Origin of the sequence: Bradyrhizobium semiaridum (assembly GCF_020329505.1) — a bacterium.
Lineage (GTDB): Bacteria > Pseudomonadota > Alphaproteobacteria > Rhizobiales > Xanthobacteraceae > Bradyrhizobium > Bradyrhizobium semiaridum.
In genome coordinates this window covers 26,463-45,143 of record NZ_JAGKJJ010000026.1, presented here as the reverse complement: position 1 = coordinate 45,143, position 18,681 = coordinate 26,463, and the positions used below count along the sequence as shown (strand labels likewise).

General features: G+C 65.1%; 20 protein-coding genes. 12 read left to right on the top strand and 8 right to left on the bottom strand.

The features are described 5' to 3' along the window. Positions 1–16: 16 nt before the first annotated feature. From pip to pqqA, 6 genes are all read right to left on the bottom strand, one after another. Positions 17–988 (bottom strand): prolyl aminopeptidase, encoded by a 972-nt coding sequence (gene pip / locus J6500_RS25165; RefSeq protein ID WP_225715387.1) that lies wholly within the window; start codon positions 986–988, stop codon positions 17–19. Next, positions 978–2,183: a pyrroloquinoline quinone biosynthesis protein PqqE gene (gene pqqE, locus J6500_RS25160; protein ID WP_225715386.1), complete on the bottom strand. Its 1,206-nt coding sequence runs from the start codon at positions 2,181–2,183 to the stop codon at positions 978–980. The genes pip and pqqE overlap by 11 nt, the downstream gene beginning before the upstream one ends. Then, positions 2,180–2,488: a pyrroloquinoline quinone biosynthesis peptide chaperone PqqD gene (gene pqqD / locus J6500_RS25155; RefSeq protein ID WP_225715385.1), complete on the bottom strand. Its 309-nt coding sequence runs from the start codon at positions 2,486–2,488 to the stop codon at positions 2,180–2,182. Before pqqD ends, pqqE begins: the two co-directional genes overlap by 4 nt. A 9-nt stretch (positions 2,489–2,497) precedes the next feature. Further along, complete coding sequence (pqqC, locus tag J6500_RS25150; protein WP_225715429.1) at positions 2,498–3,253, bottom strand: pyrroloquinoline-quinone synthase PqqC; 756 nt, start codon at positions 3,251–3,253, stop codon at positions 2,498–2,500. A gap of 20 nt (positions 3,254–3,273) precedes the next feature. Next, positions 3,274–4,203: a pyrroloquinoline quinone biosynthesis protein PqqB gene (gene pqqB, locus J6500_RS25145; protein ID WP_225715384.1), complete on the bottom strand. Its 930-nt coding sequence runs from the start codon at positions 4,201–4,203 to the stop codon at positions 3,274–3,276. 148 nt (positions 4,204–4,351) lie between these two features. Further along, positions 4,352–4,432 carry a pyrroloquinoline quinone precursor peptide PqqA gene (gene pqqA / locus J6500_RS25140; protein WP_035635412.1) on the bottom strand — a complete coding sequence of 27 codons (81 nt, stop codon included), beginning with the start codon at positions 4,430–4,432 and terminating at the stop codon, positions 4,352–4,354. 324 nt (positions 4,433–4,756) lie between these two features. Here pqqA and J6500_RS25135 point away from each other — a divergent pair, with 324 nt between their 5' ends. From J6500_RS25135 to J6500_RS25100, 8 genes are all read left to right on the top strand, one after another. Next, complete coding sequence (locus J6500_RS25135) at positions 4,757–5,014, top strand: DUF6894 family protein (protein WP_223975252.1); 258 nt, start codon at positions 4,757–4,759, stop codon at positions 5,012–5,014. Between the two features lie 165 nt (positions 5,015–5,179). Continuing rightward, positions 5,180–6,454: a PQQ-dependent sugar dehydrogenase gene (locus J6500_RS25130; protein WP_225715383.1), complete on the top strand. Its 1,275-nt coding sequence runs from the start codon at positions 5,180–5,182 to the stop codon at positions 6,452–6,454. Between the two features lie 147 nt (positions 6,455–6,601). Further along, positions 6,602–7,171 carry a c-type cytochrome gene (locus J6500_RS25125; protein WP_225715382.1) on the top strand — a complete coding sequence of 190 codons (570 nt, stop codon included), beginning with the start codon at positions 6,602–6,604 and terminating at the stop codon, positions 7,169–7,171. Between the two features lie 75 nt (positions 7,172–7,246). Beyond that, positions 7,247–8,638, top strand: coding sequence for an amidase family protein (locus tag J6500_RS25120; protein WP_225715381.1), 1,392 nt, complete (start codon positions 7,247–7,249; stop codon positions 8,636–8,638). Positions 8,639–8,694: 56 nt separating this feature from the next. Further along, positions 8,695–9,171 carry a glutathione peroxidase gene (locus tag J6500_RS25115; protein WP_225715380.1) on the top strand — a complete coding sequence of 159 codons (477 nt, stop codon included), beginning with the start codon at positions 8,695–8,697 and terminating at the stop codon, positions 9,169–9,171. Then, the gene (locus tag J6500_RS25110; protein ID WP_225715379.1) at positions 9,168–9,428 is read left to right on the top strand and encodes a DUF3297 family protein; all 261 of its coding nucleotides are present in this window, start codon (positions 9,168–9,170) and stop codon (positions 9,426–9,428) included. Before J6500_RS25115 ends, J6500_RS25110 begins: the two co-directional genes overlap by 4 nt. 140 nt (positions 9,429–9,568) lie before the next feature. Next, entirely contained in the window at positions 9,569–10,738 is a 1,170-nt protein-coding gene (locus tag J6500_RS25105) for a mandelate racemase/muconate lactonizing enzyme family protein (RefSeq protein ID WP_225715378.1), read from the top strand. Positions 10,739–11,034: 296 nt separating this feature from the next. Continuing rightward, complete coding sequence (locus J6500_RS25100) at positions 11,035–12,090, top strand: hypothetical protein (RefSeq protein WP_225715377.1); 1,056 nt, start codon at positions 11,035–11,037, stop codon at positions 12,088–12,090. A 551-nt stretch (positions 12,091–12,641) separates the two neighbouring features. Here J6500_RS25100 and J6500_RS25095 read toward each other — a convergent pair. Beyond that, positions 12,642–13,994: a malonyl-CoA decarboxylase gene (locus tag J6500_RS25095; RefSeq protein ID WP_225715376.1), complete on the bottom strand. Its 1,353-nt coding sequence runs from the start codon at positions 13,992–13,994 to the stop codon at positions 12,642–12,644. 212 nt (positions 13,995–14,206) lie between these two features. Beyond that, a complete protein-coding gene (locus J6500_RS25090; protein ID WP_225715375.1) occupies positions 14,207–15,007 on the bottom strand; it encodes an AraC family transcriptional regulator in 801 nt (266 codons plus the stop codon). A 76-nt stretch (positions 15,008–15,083) separates the two neighbouring features. On the opposite strand from J6500_RS25090, the gene J6500_RS25085 reads away from it, so the two are divergent. From J6500_RS25085 to J6500_RS25070, 4 genes are all read left to right on the top strand, one after another. Continuing rightward, on the top strand, positions 15,084–16,262 hold the full coding sequence (locus tag J6500_RS25085; protein ID WP_225715374.1) for an MFS transporter: 1,179 nt from the start codon (positions 15,084–15,086) through the stop codon (positions 16,260–16,262). A 169-nt stretch (positions 16,263–16,431) separates the two neighbouring features. Beyond that, entirely contained in the window at positions 16,432–16,737 is a 306-nt protein-coding gene (locus tag J6500_RS25080; RefSeq protein ID WP_225715373.1) for a hypothetical protein, read from the top strand. A 1-nt stretch (position 16,738) separates the two neighbouring features. Beyond that, on the top strand, positions 16,739–17,731 hold the full coding sequence (locus J6500_RS25075; protein WP_225715372.1) for a radical SAM/SPASM domain-containing protein: 993 nt from the start codon (positions 16,739–16,741) through the stop codon (positions 17,729–17,731). A gap of 189 nt (positions 17,732–17,920) precedes the next feature. Then, positions 17,921–18,667 (top strand): transporter substrate-binding domain-containing protein, encoded by a 747-nt coding sequence (locus J6500_RS25070; protein WP_225715428.1) that lies wholly within the window; start codon positions 17,921–17,923, stop codon positions 18,665–18,667. Positions 18,668–18,681 lie beyond the last annotated feature (14 nt).

Genomic DNA, 18,681 nt, shown 5'->3' with positions numbered 1-18,681 from the left:
GCGTGGAGTCCGATTCCTAGCCCTTCGCGAGGTCGGCGATCGCCTTCATCACGGCGTTGCGGATGCCGGGGTCGTAGAGGATGTGGCCGGCGCCGTCGACAATGCGCACCTCGCTGCCCGACCAGCGCGCGGCGAGGGCGTGCGAGGTCGCGGGCGGGCAGAGCAGGTCGTAGCGGCCCTGCACCATGATGCCGGGAATGCCGGCGAGCTTGCCGGCCTCGTCCATCAGCTGGTTCGGCCGCATGAAGCAGTCATTGGCGAAATAATGTGCTTCCATGAACGGCGTCGAGGGCAGGACGCCCGATGCCTTCAGGGGGTCGAGCCGCGTCTGCTTCGGCGTGTGCTCCGACAGCGCGCGCTCGGTGTCGTGCCAAGCGCGCGCCGCGCGGCCATGCACGTCGATATTCGAATCGAGGATGCGACGGTAATAGGCATCGAGCGGCGCGGCGCGCTCATGCTCCGGCAGGACGTCGAGGAAATCCTCGTAAAGCGCGGGATAGAACCGCGGCAGGGTGCGAAGAAAGACGTCTTCCAACTCCTCGCGCGTGCCAAGGAAGGTCGCGCGCAGCACGAGGCCGCTGACGCGGTCGGGATGCGCCTGCGCATAGGCCAGGGCGAGCGTCGCGCCCCAGGAGCCGCCGACCACCATCCAGCGCTCAAAGCCGAAGCGCGCCCGGATCTTCTCCATATCGGCGATCAGGTGCGCGGTCGTGTTGCTCTGCCGGCTGCCTTTCGGCCGGCTGCGGCCACAGCCGCGCTGGTCGAACAGCACGGCGTGAAATCGCTCGGGATCGAACAGCCGGCGATGGTCGGGCTGGCAGCCGCTGCCCGGCCCGCCATGCAGATAGACCGCGGGAACGCCGCCCTCGCGGCCGACGCTCTCGACATGGAGATCGTGGCCGTCGCCGACATCGAGCCATTCCGATGTCAGAGGTGCGAACGGATCGGCGCGTTTGGCGGCCTTTCCGGCATCGGCGTCAGGCGCCATTGCGTTCGTCCGTCTCCAGCGTGCCGCCGGCAAAGTTGCGATAGAGGAAGCGGCTCTGGCTGCCTGCCGATTCCTGCTCGGCCTGCTTGAAGATCTGTTCATGCCGCGGCGACAGCGCGCAGGCCGGATCGGTGTTGCCGGCATCGCCGGTCAGCGCATAGGCCTGGCAGCGGCAGCCGCCGTAATCGACCTCGCGGAATTCGCAGGACTTGCACGGCTCCGGCATCCAGCCGGTGCCGCGATAGCGGTTGAAGGCCTCCGAGTTCTGCCAGATCCAGGCGATCGAATGGTTCGAGCGCACCGACTCGAACTCCAGCCCGGTGATGCTCTCGGCGGCGTGGCAGGGCAGCACCTTGCCGGCCGGCGAGATGTTGAAGAACTGGCGGCCCCAGCCGCCCATGCATTTCTTCGGCCGCAGCGCGTAATAGTCCGGCACCACATAGTCGATCGCGAGTGTGCCCTTCAGGCGTAGCTGCGCCTCCTCGACGATGCGGCTGGTCTCCTCGATCTGCTCAATGGTCGGCATCAGCGCGGCGCGATTCTTCAGCGCCCAGCCGTAATACTGCACATTGGCGACCTCGAGCCGGTCGGCGTCGAGGTCGACCGCCATCTGGATGATGTCGGAAAGCTGGTGCAGGTTCTGCCGGTGCATCACCGCGTTTACCGTCAGCGGCAGCTCGAGCTCGCGCGTCCATCTGGCGACCTCGAGCTTCTTGCGATGCGCGTCCTTCAGGCCGGCGACGCGGTCGGCGACGACAGGCTCGTTGCCCTGGAAGCTGATCTGCACATGGCTGAGGCCGGCATCGGCGAGCGCGGACAGCTTGTCCTTGGTCAGCAGCACGGCCGAGGTGATCAGGTTGGAATACAGCCCGACGTCGCTCGCGTGCTGCACCAGCTCGACGATGTCCTTGCGCGCGGTTGGCTCGCCGCCGGAGAAATGGACCTGCAGCACGCCGAGCTCGGCCAGCTCGCTCAGCACCCTCTTCCATTCCTCCGTGGTCAGCTCGGTCGAGCCGCGGTCGAGCTCGACCGGGTTGGAGCAATAGGGGCATTGCAGCGGGCAGCGATGGGTGACCTCGAGCAGCACCGCGAGCGGGATGCCGTAGGTCTCCGCCGCCGAGCGGCGGCTCTCCAGCACGGCGAGCCCGTCGCTCGGGCCTGTGGATGTCTTGTTGTCGGCGAGCGTGTCACTCATGCCGTGCTCTCGCGCACTTCGGTGAGAAAGCCCTTGTCGGCGAGGTCCTGCAGCATCGCGACCACGTCGGTCGCGATCGCCTCGCGCGGTGCGGCGTATTTTTCCGCCAGCGTGTCGACCATCTGCGCGACGCTGCGCACGCCGTCGCAAAGCTGCAGCACCTCGACCGCGATTTCGTCCGGCGCCAGCACGCGCTCCGGCGCCAGGATCACCCAGACCTGCCGCGTCTCGTCGAATTTCAGCTTGGCGTGGCGCGGCAGCTTCGGCCGACTGGTCTCGCTGACGCTGATGTTGCGGCTGGCCATGTGTCGTTCCTAGCTCGTTTTCGGCACGAAGGCGCCGGGCGGAATGTGGCCGTCGACATAGGCGTGGTACAGCGCGTCGAGCTGCACCCACAGCACATTGGTCTTGAAGATCAGCGCATTGCAGACCGCCTCGCGCTCCGCTTGCGTCTTGGCGTGCTGCTTGACGTAGTCGAGCGCAAAGCCGGCATCGCGCGGCGCCTGGGTCAGGCGGCGGCTGAAATAGCTCATGATGTCGGGATTAACGAAATCGTAGTGCTTCAGCATCCCCGAGATGCGTTCCTCGTGCAGGTTCGGCGCGAACAATTCGGTCAGCGAGGAGGCGATCGCCTCCAGCGGCGTGCGGTCGCGGCAGAAATGCACATAGGCCTCCACCGCGAAACGCGTCGCCGGCAGGATGCCTTCGGTGGATTCCACATAGGCGGTGTCGAGGCCGAGGCCCTCGGTCAGCTTGAGCCAGCGCTCGATGCCGCCCTCGGTGCCGAGATCGCCGTCATGATCCTCGATGCGATGGCGCCACTCGATGCGCGTATTGCGGTCGCGGAAGCGCGAGATCACCGTCGCGTCCTTCAGCGGGATCGTGCTCTGATAATAATAGCGGTTCAGTGCCCAGGCCTGTACCTGCCCCTTGTTCAGCTTGCCGCCGTGCAGCAGGCGGTGGAACGGATGCAGGCTGTGATAGCGCGTCGCGCCGATCTGGCGCAGCACGGATTCCATCGCCTCGGCGCTGTCGAGCGTGATGCCCTTGCCGATCGAGAGCGCGGTCATCGTATTGGTAGGCACCACATTCACAGCACGATCTCCGTTCCGTCGGCGGGAATTTGCCAGCCCGCCTGTTCCAGAGCCTTGCGCTCGGCCGAGGTCCCAAGCAGCGCCGGGTTGGAGTTGTTGATATGCAAAAACACTTTTCGTCCGATGTCGAGGCCGGCGAGGCTCTGGATCGCGCCGTGATCGCCCGACATCGAGATGTGTCCCATGCTCTGGCCGGTCTTGTGGCCGAGCCCGGCCACGACGAGCTCGTCGTCGCGCCACACCGTGCCGTCGAAGAACACCAGCGGCGCGCCCTTGATCCGCGCCTTCAGGTCGTCGGTGACCCGCGCGCAGGCGGCCAGGAAGTAGAAATATTTGCCGCTGGCCTTATCCGCAATACGCAGGCCCAGCGTATCGCCGACGCCGTCGGCGCCTGCCGGATGCGCCTGACCCTCGAGATACCAGGCACCCTTGCCGGGAACCTCGAACGGCAGCACTTCGAGGCCTGACGGCGTGCCGTCGGACAGGGTGGGCTCGAAGGCTTGGCCGACCGCGATCGGCTGTCGCCCGACATTCTTTTCGCTCAGCACGTTGAAGATGCTGTTGGTGCGCAGGATCGCCAGCACGCGCTCATGCGCGTAAATCGTGAACGGCGAGCCCTCGCGCATCGACAGCAGCCCCGCCACGGCATCGATCTCCCCATTGGTGAGGATGACGCCGGCGATCGGCGTGTGGCGCAGCGCGCCGGACTTCGGATGTAATTGCGGCGCGGCGATCAGCTGCTGGCGCAGGTCGGGAGAGGCGTTGACCAGGAACCAGTGCGCGCCGTCGGCGCTGACCGCGATCGAAGCTTGCGTGCTCTGCAATTCCGGATGGTCGCTTCGGGCTGTCCTGCACACCCTGCAACCGCAGTTCCACTGCGGAACACCGCCGCCCGCTGCGGCGCCGAGGACGACGACGCGAAGCATGATCCGTCCCCCGGAGAATTCTTGATCGAATCCAAAAAACGACGAGGTGGAGGTCCGGCATGAATCAGCGCTCCCTTAGTCGGGAGGCCTCACGCCCGGACCGTCCACCTGCGCTAAAACGCTAAACGTGTATGTGGGGCGCGACCGCTTACTTGCGGGTGGCGCACATATACATGTTGATTTCCATGCCGACCGACACTTCGACGATCTTCGGTGCTTTCCAGGCCATTTTGGTTTCTCCCATTGCAACCGGACGACTTCCGCCCTGCGGATTAAACTACTGCGGATGGAAAAGTTCGCCACTTAAATTTTTGGCAACGTTGCGTTGCACCAGTACATGTTGCGTTGCGATACGTCGCTGCGGGAGTACTCACGCAGTTGTGCGCGGCTTTGCCTCAAAAGCCCGTGGCATCAGACCTTTTTCCTGTTGTTCGCGGTCCGGCGAATAGTGATGTTGGGGGCGGGCTGGGGCCGGTGTGCCTCCTCCCAAGGTCCTGGAGACGATTTGCGCCTGCGTCAGCGCGGCGCACCCAACTGAGCCGAGTTTCAGCCGATGCCACGCTATTTCTTCAACACAAGGATCGGCGACGAACTGATCTCCGATCCCGATGGCGAGATCCTGCGCGATCCCGATCGCGCCTGGGAGATGGCGCGGGCCATGATTCGCGAGCTGCTGAAGACCGAGGGCGCCGACGGTGCACTGCTCAGCGCCGTCATCGAGGTGACCGATGACGAGGGCGAAATCGTGCTCGAGTTCCCGTTCACCGAAGCCATTCTCGATCGTCCGGACCACTCGATCACCAGGCATTGACCCGCACAGAAAAGCCGCGCCGTGCAAACGTTGCGTGCGGCGCCATCTCACGTTTCCGATTGCATTTGTCCGGACAAACTCGCAAGAGTACGGACGGGAAGGCTGCCCGCGCCGGTTGAGCGATCGGCGCAAAGGAAGAGCAGCTTCCACCAGGGGAGAAACAGCATGACAGATCATTCGTTGGCGCCGCGCAGCCTGTTGCTGGCTGGCGCTGTCTTTGGGGCTCTCACGTTCGGGGCTGCCGCGCAGCAGCCAGCCGCGCCGCCGGCCTCCGGCGCTGCGCCCGCCGCGCAGCCGCTGCCGCCGGGCTCGCCGCTGATCGGGCGTCCGGACAATGAGGCCGCGGCCAAGCTCGCGCCGGTTGCGCCGCCGCCGCTGCCGGCGTCCGCCGACAAGCTGCCGCTCGCCAAGCTCAAGGTGCCGGCGGGCTTCAACGTCGAGGTCTATGCCGCCGGCATGGCCAATGCGCGTTCGCTGGCGCTCGGCGACAAGGGCACGGTGTTCGTCGGCAGCCGTCTCGTCGACAAGGTCTATGCCATCGTCAACAAGGACGGCAAACGCTCGGTCAAGGTGATCGCCTCCGGCCTCTATCGTCCGAACGGCGTCGCCTTCAAGGACGGCACGCTCTACATCGCCGAACTGTCGAAGGTCTCCAAGATCGACAAGATCGAGGACAATCTCGACAACCCGCCGAAGCCGACCGTCATCTACGACAAGCTGCCGAAGGACGAGGCCCATGGCTGGAAGTTCATCGCCATCGGCCCCGACGGCAAGCTCTACGTTCCGGTCGGCCAGCCCGGCAACAACGTGCTGCACGACGCCGACCATGGCCAGATCCGCCGCATGAATCTCGACGGCTCCGGCGCCGAGGTCTACGCGCTCGGCGTGCGCAATACGGTCGGCTTCGACTGGAATCCCGAGACCAAGCAGATGTACTTCACCGACAACGGCCGCGACTGGCTGTCGGAGACGGTGCCGGAGGACGAGCTCAACCGCGTCACCAAGGCCGGCGAGGATTTCGGTGCGCCGTACTGCTACCAGGGCAACATCATCGATCAGGAGCTCGGCTGGGGCAAGAACTGCAAGGACTACACCGCGCCGGTCGGTCTGATGGGTCCGCATACCGCGGCGCTCGGCATGCGCTTCTACACCGGCAGCATGTTCCCGAAGAGCTACAGGAACGCGATCTTCATCGCGCGCCACGGCTCCTGGAACAAGTCGCAGAAGCAGGGCGGCGACGTCGTCGTCGTCAAGCTGAACAAGGACGGCACCGTGAAATCGATGGAGCCGTTCATGACGGGCTTCCTCGAGGACAACAAATATGTCGGCCGCCCGGTCGACGTGATGCTGCTCAAGGACGGCTCGATGCTGGTCTCCGACGACTGGAACGGCGCGGTCTACCGCGTCAGCTACGGCAAGCCGAAGGTCGCCGGCCAGTAACAGAAGTAACTTGGACACCCTCATTGCGAGCGAAGCAATCCATTCCTCCACTTGCGGAGAAGTGGATTGCTTCGTCGCTTCAGCGCAAAATTGCTCTGCAATTTTGTCGCGGGCTCCTCGCGATGACGGAATATGTTGGGAGTGCCAATGTACAAAACCATCACCGCGGTCCTGGTATTCGCCTCCATCGCTGTCCCATCCAACGCCGAATCCATCCAGGAGCGCGCCGCCGCGTGCTTGGCCTGCCATGGCGAACGCGGCACGTCGGAGACCGAGAACACGCCTTCGCTCGGCGGCCAGCAGGCGCCCTATGCGCTGATCCAGCTCTTCATGTTCCGCGAGAAGCTGCGCGTCTTCGAGCCGATGAACGAGATGGCGAAGCCCTTGACCGACGACGATCTGCGCGCTTTTTCGGACTTCATCGCCACGCTGCCGAAGCCCGCGCCGCCGGCGGATGCCGGCGATCCGGCGCGGATGGCGAAGGGGCAGGCGCTGGCGCAGCAGAACCGCTGCAACTCCTGTCACAACACCGATTATTCCGGGAAGGAAAACGTCCCGCGCATCGCCAACCAGCGCGAAGACTACCTCGCCAAGACGCTCGCCGAATACAAGGACAACAGCCGCCACGGCTATGATGGCACCATGGCCGACGTGATGCAGCCGATCGCCAAGGAGCAGATCGCGGATCTCGCCTATTATATCGCCCACGTCCGCTGAACTGCCCGGCAGCAGGCCGCTGGCCTTGCGCTCCGCAGGGGGCTAAAACGCCTCGGTCACACGGAGCAGCAGCACATGCAGGATCTTTGGCGTCTGTCGGCGACTGAGCTCGCCGGCCTCATCAAATCAAAGAAGGTTTCGGCGAAGGAGGCGGCGCAGGCGGGGCTTGACCGGCTCGATGCGGTCAACCCGAAGATCAATGCGGTGGTCGATCACCGGCCGGACGACGTGCTGGCGCAGGCCGCGTCCGTCGATGCGGCGATTGCGCGCGGCGACGAGGTCGGGCCGCTCGCCGGTGTTCCCGTCACCATCAAGGTCAATGTCGACCAGGAGGGCTATGCCACCACCAACGGGCTGAAGCTGCAGCGCGACGTGATCGCGAAGGCGGACAACCCGGTGGTCGCCAATCTGCGCAAGGCCGGCGCGGTGCTGCTCGGCCGCACCAACTGCCCGGCCTTCTCCTATCGCTGGTTCACCACCAACCTCATCCACGGCGACACCAAGAACCCGCGCGATCCCGCCATCACGCCCGGCGGCTCGTCGGGCGGCGCGGGTGCCGCGGTCGCGGCCGGCATCGGCCACATCGCCCATGGCACCGACATCGCCGGCTCGATCCGCTATCCGGCCTATGCCTGCGGCGTGCACGGTCTGCGGCCGAGCATGGGCCGCCTGCCGGCCTTCAACGCGGCGCTGCCGGAGCGGCCGATCGGCCCGCAGATCAGCGCGGTCTCCGGCCCGCTGGCGCGGACGATCAATGATCTGCGCATCTCGCTGGCGGCGATGGCCGCGCCCGATCCTCGCGATCCCTGGTACGCGCCGGTGCCGCTGGTCGGCGTGCCGCGGGACAAGCGGATCGCGATGTGCCTCAATCCTGATGGCCTCAATCCGGTGCCCGAAGTGGTCGCCGCCGTTGCCGATGCCGGCAAGCGCCTGAAAGCGGCGGGCTGGATCGTGGAGGAGATATCGGACACGCCGCCGCTGCGCGAGGCGGCCGAAATCCAGACCCGGCTCTGGCTCGGCGATGGCTACGAGGCCCAGCTCGCGGCCGCCGAGCGCGAGGGTGATCCCGGCGCGCTCGCCTGCCTGCGCGGCAACCGCGCCAAGGTGCATCCGTTCGACCTGTCGCAGGCGCTGACCCGCCGCGCCACGCTGACCCGCGAATGGTTCACCTTCCTCGATAAATATCCGGTGCTGCTGATGCCGGTGTCCGCCGAGCTGCCGTTCCCCGATCAGCTCGACCGCAAGGACGAGGCATCGTTCGCGCGGGTCTGGCACGCGCAGCTGCCGCAGATCGCGATCCCGTTCATGGGGCTGCCCGGGCTTGTCGTGTCGACCGGTCTGGTGGGACGAATTCCGGTCGGCGTGCAACTGGTGGCCGCGCGCTACCGCGAGGATCTCTGCCTGGCCGCGGGCGAAGCGGTGGAAGCCGGCGGCACGCCATCCGCGGCGATCGACCCGGTGAGCTAGCGCATGATCCGGAAAAGTGGGTACCGGTTTTCCGACAAGATCATGCGGAGGGTATGATGCCGACGGTCTACGACTTCTCGGCTACATCGCTAGCCGGCGAGGATGTGCCGTTGCAGCGGTTCGAGGGACAGGTGCTCCTGATCGTCAATACCGCGAGCGCCTGCGGCTTCACCCCGCAATACAAGGGCCTGCAGGAGCTCCACGCCGGCCTGTCGCCGCGCGGCTTTGCCGTGCTCGGCTTTCCCTGCAACCAGTTCGGCGCGCAGGAACCGGGCGATGCAAAACAGATCGCTGCGTTCTGCGAGACCAATTATGCCGTGACGTTCCCGATGTTCGCCAAGATCGACGTCAACGGCGCCAACGCGCATCCATTGTATCAGCATCTGAAACGTGAGAAGTCGAGCCTGCTCGGCCCGTCGATCAAATGGAATTTCACCAAGTTCCTGGTCGATCGGTCCGGCAAGGTCGTGGCGCGGCACGCGCCGACCGCCCGGCCGGAAGGATTGAGGAAGGATATCGAGGCGCTGCTATGAGCGACGACACCAACGACCAATTGCCGGACCGCCTCTCGGTGGATCCGAACAGCCCGTACTACAACGCGGACATTCTCGCGCGCGACGTCGGCATCCGCTTCAAGGGTATCGAGAAGACCAATGTCGAGGAATACTGCGTCAGCGAAGGCTGGGTGCGCGTCACCGCAGGCAATGCCAAGGACCGCCACGGCAATCCGCTGACAATCAAGGTGCACGGCCCGGTCGAGCCCTATTTCCGGGATAAGGCGAAATCCTGAGAGCCTTTCTCTTTCGTCATTGCGAGCGAAGCGAAGCAATCCATTCCCCCGCTTGCTGAGAAATGGATTGCTTCGTCGCTTCGCTGCTCGCAATGACGGTGGGGAAAGACGCGTAGCGCAACTGAAAGAGCGATAATCCCATGTCCGTCCGCATCGTCGACGTCCGCGAGGTCACCAAACCGATCTCGTCGCCGATCCGCAACGCCTATATCGACTTCAGCAAGATGACCTCGAGCCTGGTCGCCGTGGTCACCGACGTGGTGCGCGACGGCAAGAGGGTGGTCGGCTACGGCTTCAATTCCAACGGCCGCTACGGGCAGGGCGGGCTGATCCGCGAGCGCTTCGCGCCGCGGCTGCTCGAGGCCGATCCGAAATCGCTGCTCGACGCTACCGGCGACAATCTCGATCCGGACAAGGTCTGGTCGACCCTGATGTCGAACGAGAAGCCGGGCGGACATGGCGAGCGGTCGGTCGCGGTCGGCACCATCGACATGGCGGTATGGGACGCGGTGGCGAAGATCGCCGGCAAGCCGCTGTTCCGCCTGCTGGCCGAGCGTCACGGCGTGAACGCCGATCCGCGCGTGTTCGTCTACGCCGCCGGCGGCTATTACTATCCGGGCAAGGATCTCTCAGCACTCCGCAAGGAGATGCGCGGCTATCTCGATCGCGGCTACAACGTCGTCAAGATGAAGATCGGCGGCGCGCTGCTTGCCGAGGATCGCGAGCGGATCGAGGCGGTGCTGAAGGAGATCGGCCGCGATGCGCAGCTCGCCGTCGACGCCAACGGCCGCTTCGATCTGGAGACCGCGATCGCCTATGCGAAGATGCTGCGGGAATACCCGCTGTTCTGGTACGAAGAGGCCGGCGATCCGCTCGACTATGCGCTGCAGGCCGCGCTCGCCGAGTTCTATCCCGGCCCGATGGCGACCGGCGAAAACCTGTTCAGCCATCAGGACGCGCGCAACCTGATCCGCTATGGCGGCATGCGCCCCGATCGCGACTGGCTGCAGTTCGACTGCGCGCTGTCCTACGGCCTCTGCGAGTATCAGCGCACGCTCGAAGTGCTGAAGACCCACGGCTGGTCGCCGCGGCGCTGCATCCCGCATGGTGGCCACCAGATGTCGCTCAACATCGCCGCCGGCCTCGGGCTCGGCGGCAATGAGAGCTATCCCGACCTGTTCCAGCCCTATGGCGGCTTTCCCGACGGCGTGCGGGTCGAGAACGGCCACATCACCATGCCCGACCTCCCGGGCATCGGATTCGAGGGCAAGTCCGACCTCTATGCGGAGATGAAGGCACTGGCCGGCTAGAGTGCTGGATTGAAATCGGTTCGGCCGTGGCTTCGGTTCGCCTCTCGTCGGCGGGGTGAGGTGGACCTGCCAAAATGCCGAAAACAACCCCATGCAAAGGAGCCGGCGGCTCCAGCCCGTCGCGCCACCCGGCCCGGTCAGCGGCGGGCGGGGCGGTAACCGCGGCGTTCGCACAAAATCGTGAGCGTCGCTCAATAAATTATTGAACGTTGTTCAAGTTTGGCTATACTCATGCAGGAGAGACGCCTGACCGGGATTTGCCGGGAGAGGCACGAACCGATCGTGAGGAGGGCCGCATGCCCTATTCAGCCAAAAATCTCCGGGACGCCGCCAATGCCGGCGTCATCAGCGCGACCGATCTGGAGCGGTTGCTGGCCTTTTTGGGACCTGGCGAGGACGTCCCCGGCGCCGCAAGCCCGCCGGCCAGGTTCGATGCTGCGCATGTGCTCTGGTATGCCGGGGCGTTGATCGTGATCGGCGCCATGGGTCTGTTCTCGACCCTGGCCTTCACCCAGATGGGCGGCCGCGCGCTCACCGCCTGCGCAATCGCCTATGCGGCAGCCTTCGGCCTGGCCGGTCACCATCTGTGGCACGGCAAGGGTCTGCGCGTCCCCGGCGGCCTGTTGATCGCGATCGCGGTCTCGATGGCGCCGCTCGCGGTCTATGGCATTCAGGACGAGCTCGGCTGGTGGGGCAGGTTCGGCAAGCCCGGCACCGTGCAGGATTTCTACGTCTGGGTGAAGGGCAGCTGGATCTTCATGGAGATCGCGACCATCGCCGCCGGCATCGTCGCGCTTCGCTACTACCGCTTTGCCTTCATCGTCGCGATCATCGCGGTCGCGCTGTGGTTCATGTCGATGGATCTCGCGCCGTGGTTCAGCGGCACGGATCACGCCGACTTCGCGCTGCGGCGCACGGTGTCGATCTGGTTCGGTCTGGCCGTGCTCGCGGTCGCCTGGATCGTGGACTATCGCAGCCGCAATGACGACTTCGCGTTCTGGCTGCATCTGTTCGGCCTGATGGCGTTCTGGGGCGGCGTGACCGCATCCGACGGCGCGACCGAGCTGGGCCGGGCGGTGTATTGCCTGCTCAATATCGTCCTGATCGCACTTGCGGTGATCCTGATGCGGCGTGCCTACGCGGTGTTCGGTGCGTTCGGCGTCTGCCTCTATCTCGGACATCTCGCCGACGTCGTCTTCAAGGACTCGCTGCTGTTTCCGTTCTCGCTGTCGCTGATCGGTATCGGCGTGATCGCGGCCGGCCTGCTCTACCACCGCAACGAGCGTGCGATCGCCGCCTGGCTCGCCGCGAACATTCCGGCGGCGCTGCGGCCGCGGTCGGTCTCGGCGTGACGTGCCGGGAGACACCCAATCGTCATCGCGAGCCAACGGGTCGGCGCGCAGCGCCGCCCGATGACAGGCTCCGCGAAGCATATCTGGTGCGACGGCCTACAAGTCAGGAAGGCACCATGGCTGGGTTCCTCTCCCGCTTGCGGGAGAGGGCAATCGCATATGAAAACTCTGATGGCGCGCCAGCATCGGCGGACGGCTCCCTCTCCCGCTTGCGGGGGAGGGTTGGGGTGGGGGTCTCTCCACGGATCATACTGTGGAACTAGCCCCCACCCGGATCGCATCTGCGATGCGATCCGGCCTCCCCCGCAAGCGGGAGAGGCGAAGCGAGCCAGCGGCTCATCCAGCGCCCTTCATATGCGATTGCCCTGCCCTTGCGGGGGAGGGTTGGGGAGAGGGGTAAGCCGCGCGGGCGGTGTTTGTGGCTTACCCCTCTCTCCAACTCTCCCCCGCAAGGGGGGAGAGAGCCCTCCCACCTCCCGTGCAGCCTTAGGCAAATCGGCTGAATGAGATGTGTGCATGCCTTAATGCAACGACGGGGAGAGGGCCGTGGCTTAACCCAGCCGCATGTCCAGCAGCCGCCGGCCTTCGCCCTTCAGGAGCTTCTTCACCGCGCTGGAGGCGATCACCTCGCCATTGTTGGCGTAGGCTTCGTGGTTCTTTTCGATGTCGTCGAGGCGATAGAGGTAGTTGACCATGACGCCGGCGGATTCGCGCAGGCCCTTCGGCGAGAGATCGCCGAGCCAGTTGATCCGCTCCAGCCGCGCGCCGTTGCCGAGATGGAAGCGCGCCACCGAATCGATCAGGCGGCCCTTCGGCGTGCGCGCCTTCAGGAAGTAGTACGCCGCGAGCGGCTCCAGCACCGTGCGCAATTGCGCGGCGAGCTCGGCGTTGTCAGGCCAGTCAGGTTTGCCGAGACCTTCCAGCAGCTGGCGGTCATCCTCGCTGAGCGGCACGTCGTCGGCCTGCTTCACCCACTGCATGAAACCCGGCACGGGCGACAGCGTCACGAAGTTGTCGAGCTTCGGCAGTTCGCGGCGCAGCTCCTCGACCACCTGCTTGATCAGGAAGCTGCCGAAGGAGATGCCGCCGAGCCCGCGCTGGGTGTTGGAGATCGAATAGAACACGGCGGTGCGGGCGCGCTCGACCGGCACAGGCTCGCGCTCCTCGGCGAGCAGCGGCGCGATTGCGCCCGGAATCGCCTCGGTCAGCGCGACCTCGACGAAGATCAGCGGCTCGTCGGCGAGTGCAGGATGGAAGAAGGCGTAGCAGCGGCGGTCGACCGGATCGATACGGCGGCGCAGATCGTTCCAGTCGCGGATCTCGTGCACGGCCTCGTAACGGATGATCTTCTCCAGAATATTGGCCGGCGACGACCAGTCTATCCTGCGCAGCACGAGGAATCCCCTGTTGAACCAGGACGAGAGCAGGTGCACCACGTCGCGGTCGAGCGCGGCGAGGTCCTTGTTGCCCTTCATCAGTGAAAGCAGATCGGATCGCATCGACACCAGCTCGCCAGTGCCGCCCGGCGCGCGATTGAGCCGGCGGATCAGCTCTTGCCGGCGCGGCTCGGATGCGAAATGCAGCTCGCTGGCGTCGCCGCCGTCCGGCTGCTTGCGCCAGCTTTCGATCGCCTCGGCAAGCCGCGCACGGTCGGGCCCGAAATTGCCGGCCAGGCTCTGGAAGAAGGCGAGGCGGCCGGCCGCATCGAGATGGTGGTAGCGGTCGAGCACCTCGCGCGCCATGGCGGTGCCGGACGCTTCGCCGCGGCCCGACAACAGCGCTTCGCATAACTCCACCAGCTCGGAAGCATCCTGCTTGTCGTTATTGGGGCTCGACCGGCCAAGCAGTGTGCGGCCACGTTCGGAGATGGTCGAGAGCAGGTCGGAGAAGAAGGCGTTGGCCATGGGCGGGATCTTATCCAGTGAAGCCGGACCTTATATCGGATTTAAGGCCGGAAGCAGCCGATTCAAGCGCATGGATCGTACGGAAATATGTCGCAGCTCATCATAGGTCGTCATGGCCGGGCTTGACCCGGCCATCCATCTCAAATCAAGAACTTTTCTTGAAGATTGATGGATACGCGGGTCAAGCCCGCGTATGACGAGTCGCGCAACGTTCACGGTCTTTCCGCGAACTCGGTCGGCGTCTTGCCGGTCACCTGCCGGAACGCATGAGAAAATGCCGGTACGCTGGCATAGCCGAGCTCGGAGGCGACCTGCTTGACCGAAACGTTCGCCGCGGTCGACAGCCGCTCGATCGCGGCGGCGATGCGGGCGCGCTGGCACCAGCTCTTGAAGGACAGCTGTGTCTCCGCCGAGAACAGCCGCGACAGCGTGCGCGCCGAGGTGCCCACCATGTGCGCCAGCGTTTCAATTTCGTGGTCGCGGGTCGGGTCCGCCAGCACGATGTCGGCGGCGCGGCGGCAGCGCGGCTCCTGCGGCAGTGGAATGAAGGTCGCGGAGTCCTCGGCGCGGTGCAGCTCCAGCATCACGAGGCGGATCAACAGGTCGATGCGTTCATCGCTGCTCGATGCATCGAACAGCGCGAGGATCGCCTGATGCAGCAGCGGCGACACCCGCACCACGAACTCATTGTCGAGGCTGGCGCTGCGCTGCTCGCGGGCGAGCCAGGCCTGTTCGAAATACAGCGTGCGCATCTCGATGTCGGCGAGCACGTCGATCGCATGGCCGAACAGGGCCGGGACCCACACGGCCCGGTCCGGCGGCACCAGCCAGCGTCCCTTCGGCGTCGTCACCTGCATGGTGCCCCTGGCGGCATAGACCAGCTGCGCCTCGCGGTGCATGTGCAGGTCGAGGCGGTGGCCCTTTTGATAGGAGCGCGCGACGATATGCACGCCGTCGCGGGTCACGCGGCGCGGCTCGTAAAGGGCGCGGATTGGCGCGTCAGCGATAGTCATTGGCGACATCCCGTCAGGACAAGCACCTATAACCGATTTTCAGGAAATTGAAGATTCGCGTGAGAGACGTGCCCACATGAACAGCCCCAGCCGGGTGATTACCTTCGTCAACGGTGCCCATTTCATCGATCATTACTCGATGCTGATCTTCGCCGCCGCCGTCATCATCATGGGCCCGGCGCTCGGGATGGCCTATTCGGAACTCCTGCCCTATGCGACGCCGGGCTTCGTCGCCTTCGGCGCCGGCTCGCTGATCACCGGCTGGCTCGGCGATCGCTGGAGCCGCCGCCACATGATGCTGATCTTCTTCATCGGCATTGGGCTCTCGATGATCTCGGTCGGTTTCGTCTCGAGCCCGCTGCAACTCGGCGCGGCGCTGCTGGCGATCGGCATCTTTGCCTCGATCTACCATCCGGTCGGCACCGCGATGATCGTGTCCTATGCCGAGAAGCTCGGCGCCGAGATGGGCATCAACGGCGTCTGGGGCAATCTCGGCGTCGCCTCGTCGGCACTGGTCACCGGCGTGATCGGCCAGTATCTCGGCTGGCGTTGGGCGTTCATCGTGCCCGGCTTGGTCACCGTGCTGATCGGCATCGCTTTTGCGATGACCGTGGTGCATGAGGACCGCAAAGGCAGCAAGCAGGCCGCCGCGCAGGCGCGGGTCGCCAAGCAAGACATGTGGCGGGTGGTGCTGTCGCTCCTGATCGTGGTGATCGCGATCTCGACCACGTTCAACGCGGTGACGGTGGCGCTGCCGAAACTGTTCGCCGAGCGTCTCGCCGATCTGACCAAGAGCCCGGCGCTGCTCGGCGTGATCGCGGCCGCTGTCTATGTGTTCGGCGCGATGACGCAGTACACGATCGGCAAGCTGCTCGATAGGCATTCGCTAAAGGCAGTGGCGCTGCCGCTGTCGTTCATGCTGGCGCCGTTCCTCTATCTCGCTGCCAGCCTGTCGAACTTGCCGCTGATCCTGGTCTCGATCGGCATCGTGATGGGTGCGTTCGGCCAGGTCACGGTCAACGATGCGATGGTCGGCAAATACACCACCGAGGAATGGCGCTCGCGCGCCTATGCGGTGCGCTACTTCGTCGGCTTCACCGCTGCGGGCGCTTCCGTCGGGCTCGTTGCGTGGCTGTATGACCAGGGCGGCTTCAGCATGATGTTGCGCGCGTTCGCCGCGCTGTGCCTGCTCGCCATCGCGGCCGCGATCATCCTGCCGCGCGAGATCAAGACGCCGGCTGCGCAAGCGAACTGATCACACTTCGCGATTATTTCGCAGGGCATAATGCCGCGCGCCCGGCTCCGAGGCCAGGGCGATGGAACGTTGACCATTTTGGGTTGTATAGTAAGATGTCGCTACTCGGCCATTCCTTAGATATCATTGCAAATTTATTTCACATGCCGAGCAGCCTTGGAGGCATCAGATGTCAGCTCGAAACAAACTGCGTGGATCTGATTTGCTCGCCCAGCGATGGACGAAGCAGGACCTGGCCAAACTCATCGATATCGAGCACGACGGCGTCAATCTGGTCGAATTCTTCCCCAAGGGCATCCCGGATCCCGATGGCGGATGGGGGACATGGCATGTCAAACCGGATGCCCTGCTGAAATTCCTGGGAACACTGCTCAAGCACGACAAGATCCCCGGCGTGTGGGTGTTCCCGAAGGGAATCGGGCCCGTCGACGGGTTCGACGTCGGCTTCCAGGCAGGCTCCGCGCGCGAGCGCTAGCGTGGGCTTCATCCGGTCCGCAAGGATCGTCCAGATACATCCGACCAGGCGATGTAATCTGCGTTGTTTGCATTGCTATTCGGACTCCTCGCCCGAAGCGGGTGACGAGCTTCCGCCGGAGCTCGTCACGCGCGTCCTCGGTGAGGCGGCGACGCTCGGCTATGACGTCGTCTCGGTATCTGGCGGCGAACCTTTCATGTATCAGCCGCTGCCGCGGTTGCTGGCGGCGGCCAAGGCGGCAGGCATGCGCACGCAGCTCGTGTCGAACGGGCTTGCGATCACCCCCTCGCGCCTCAACGCGGTGACCGGCCTGCTCGACCAGCTGGCGGTCAGCATCGACGGCATGCCCGAAGATCACGACCGGATGCGGGCGCAGGCGGGGGCGTTCCGCCGGCTTGGCGATCGGCTTGCGATGGTACGTGACAGCGGCATCACGCTCGGCCTGGTATTCACGCTGACGATGTGGAACGTGCATCAGATCGAATGGGCGGTGGAGTTTGCGCTCGCCAGCGGCGCGCAGCTGCTGCAGATTCATCCGCTCGAAGCGTCCGGCCGTGCAGCCGGCCTCGCCGATGACGTTCCCGACGAGATCGAGGCCTCTGCCGCGCTGGTCGAGTGCTTGCGGCTGCAGCGTGCCGTCGGTTGCCAGCTCACGATCCAGGTCGACGTCGCAACCTGCGGCGGATTGCGCCAGATCATGGCGTGCACGGACCGGCAAGTGCCGCTGCGCATCAGCGATGCGGTCTCGCCGCTGGTGATCGAGCCGGACGGCACGTGCGTGCCGCTCGAATATGGCTTCCCGCGCGACTACGCGCTCGGCAATGTCAGCGAGACGAGCCTGCACGCGCTCGCCGGACGGTGGATGGAGCACGTGCTGCCGGCATTCGCCTCGGGCATGACGCGGATGGACGCTCGGCTTGCCGAGATGGGCGAGGGCGTCGTCGTCAACAGCTACGCGCTGGCGCGCGAGGTGCTGTCCGGCGCGGCGGGCTGACCGCAATGTGAAGCGCCGCTGCGCCGGACAGCCGTTCGCAAATGCGGGGCTTGGCCGCTGGTTCCTCCTGCCGGGCTGGTCTACAAGACACCGGATCAAGCAACGGCCGGGCCGAAGACCCGGCGTGGAGGAAGTCCGATGTCCGTTCGACTGTCGCGTCTGGCTGGCCTCGTTCTCGGAGTGATGATGATGGCCATGCCTGCCCATGCCGATGCCCTCAGGGATGAGATCGCGCCGACCGGAAAGCTCCGGGTTGCGATCGCGATCAGCCCGGCGGGCGGCGCGTTCTGGTCGACCAGGACCGAGAACGGGTATGCCGGCGTTCCCGTCGATCTCGGCCGCGAGATGGCGGCGCAGCTCGGCGTGCCCGTCGAATACGTCGTGCACCAGAATTCCGGCCAGATCACCGACGCCGCGGCCAAGAACACCTGGGACATCACCTTCCTGCCCAAGGACCCCGAACGCGAGATCAGGATGACATTCGGGCCGATCTACGAGGTTGCGGACGCGACCTTCATCGTCAAGCCGGGCTCGACGATCACGAACTTTGCGACGCTCGATCAGGACGGCGTCAAGGTCGCCGCCGTCAACAACACCACGACCATGCGCGGCGCGATCGCGCACCTCAAACGTGCCAAGGTGACGGGCTATCAGACCTATGACGAGATCTTCAATCTGCTGAAGAGTGGCGAGATCGACGCCTTCGCCTTGTCGCGCGACCAGCTCAACGCAATGGCGAAGAAGATTCCGGGCACGCGTGTGCTCGACGAGACCTTCAAGCAGACCGTCACCGCGGTCGCGGTCCCGCTCAACCATCCGCTCGCGGCAGCCTTCGCCAGCAAATTCATGACGGACGCCACCACGAACGGCACGCTGCGCAAGGCCTATGACAACAACGGCCTGAAGGACGCCCCGATCCGCACCGGGACGAAGTAGGGGCGCAGCTCCTC